General features: G+C 47.6%; 2 rRNA genes. Both read right to left on the bottom strand.

The annotated features are described in order from the left end of the window. Window positions 1-115: ribosomal RNA gene (gene rrf / locus AC1DEF_RS29425) — 5S ribosomal RNA — on the bottom strand; the annotation flags it as partial. 63 nt (window positions 116-178) lie between these two features. Continuing rightward, window positions 179-315, bottom strand: a 23S ribosomal RNA gene (locus AC1DEF_RS29430); the annotation flags it as partial.

Below are 315 nucleotides of genomic sequence, written 5' to 3' on the forward strand. Positions count from 1 at the left end.
CCTGGCAACGTCCTACTCTCACAGGGACAAAGTCCCAACTACCATTGGCGCTAAAGAGCTTAACTTCCGTGTTCGGTATGGGAACGGGTGTGACCTCTTCGCTATCGCCACCAGACAAGAGATTGCTCTCTCAAAACTAGATAACAGTTYGCTGAGTAAAGCTTAYGCTTTTAAAAGTTTGGTTAAGTCCTCGATCGATTAGTATCAGTCAGCTACACATGTCGCCACGCTTCCACCTCTGACCTATCAACCTGATCATCTTTCAGGGATCTTACTAGCTTGCGCTATGGGAAATCTCATCTTGAGGGGGGCTTC

The sequence above is a fragment of the Priestia sp. 10L35 genome (assembly GCF_056395685.1).